Source organism: Deltaproteobacteria bacterium (assembly GCA_009929795.1).
Classification (GTDB): Bacteria; Desulfobacterota; Desulfovibrionia; order Desulfovibrionales; family Desulfomicrobiaceae; genus RZZR01.
Window position 1 is genome coordinate 1 of sequence record RZZR01000367.1, and the last position, 1,309, is coordinate 1,309.

2 protein-coding genes are annotated in these 1,309 nt (G+C 59.6%); both read right to left on the reverse strand.

Annotation, left to right across the window (positions count from 1 at the left end; translation table 11 throughout):
* The coding region (locus tag EOM25_15035; protein NCC26493.1) for a glutamate racemase at nucleotides 1-240 on the reverse strand (240 nt) is incomplete at its 3' end.
* 109 nt (nucleotides 241-349) lie between these two features.
* The coding region (locus EOM25_15040) for a hypothetical protein (GenBank protein NCC26494.1) at nucleotides 350-1,309 on the reverse strand (960 nt) is incomplete at its 5' end.

A 1,309-nucleotide genomic window follows, 5' to 3' on the forward strand; every position in this document is an offset into this window, starting at 1 on the left:
CGAAGCCGTGTTGCAGGCCACGACCAGCATCTTGATCCCCTGACCGGCCAGGTATCTGGCCGCCTGCATGGCATAGGAAGTCACCGTCTTCGCGCTCTTGGTTCCAAAGGGCAGCCGGGCCGTGTCGCCCAGGTAGACCATGTCCTCATGGGGAAGCCGCCTGCGCAAGGCCCGCAGCACTGTCAGCCCCCCGGTTCCGGAATCGAACACCCCGATGGGCTTTCCTTTGATTTCGTCCATGATCGTTACCTCATCCTCTCAGTTTTGGATACCATGGACCGCGGCCGAAGTAACCTCCAGCCGCGGCCACGTGCTGCTATGGACATTTTGCCCGAAAAGCAAATGGATTCTATTGCCGGCCGACCTTCTCTTGAGCCGCGTGCAGTTCCTGCAGGGCCACCTGAAATCGAGAATGAAGCTTGCACGTGCAACGCATGGATTCCCAACGATGAACGCTGGCCACGGAGGCTTGGACACGCCGAGCGAACTCCTCCACCGAGAGCCCGGCGGCCAGACGGAGTTTTTTGATGTTCGGACCGGTTGGGGTGAAGGGCTTGACGAGCGTCTCGGGTTTCTTGACAGGCTTTGGTTTACAGGCCGCCTTGGGCTGATCAGAAGTCTTGGCCCTGGCAATGGATGTTGAAGTCTTGCGAGCCGCCTTGGACTTGGGCGAAGAAACGGATTGGACCGCTGGCTCCGACTCGGTTCTGACGTCGGATCGGGTCTTTTTCCTGGAAGCCTGAGGAGATACGGGCGCGGCCATGACTTCGGTGTCCAGATCGATACCAAAGATGTCGGCCAGAGCGTCGTCCCCGAGGGTGTCCGCACCCCGGTCGGATCCATCTTGGAACAGAGCGATGTCTGCGGTGATCAGTTCCTGGGGATCAACTCCGCGCAATTCGAACAGAAGCTCCGGGTCCGTGTCCAGACGATGGCCGATTCCGTAAAAGACTGCGGCCACGTGCTTGCACATGTACGCCCAGTCTGGACACGAACAACTGAATTCGATCTGTTCAGGCAAAGGGAAAAGGCCGTCCTGCCGGTGGGCGACCACGGCCATGACCTCGTCCGAGAGTTGGCCTTGGAGAAGTTCCAGAATGGAACCGATCCGGCCGGAGCAGCGATCCTTGATGGCCGTCCACACGGATGGGGCCAGTTTCTCCACCTCGATGTTGACCGAGTAGATATCAGACCCGCTGACCAGGGCCTCGATCCGGCCGGATGAAATGGCCAGATGACAGACCGAGCCGTTGCGCACGTAGGTCCGCCCCCGAGGCAAACGGTTCTCGTAGTCGGAAAAGGATTCCAG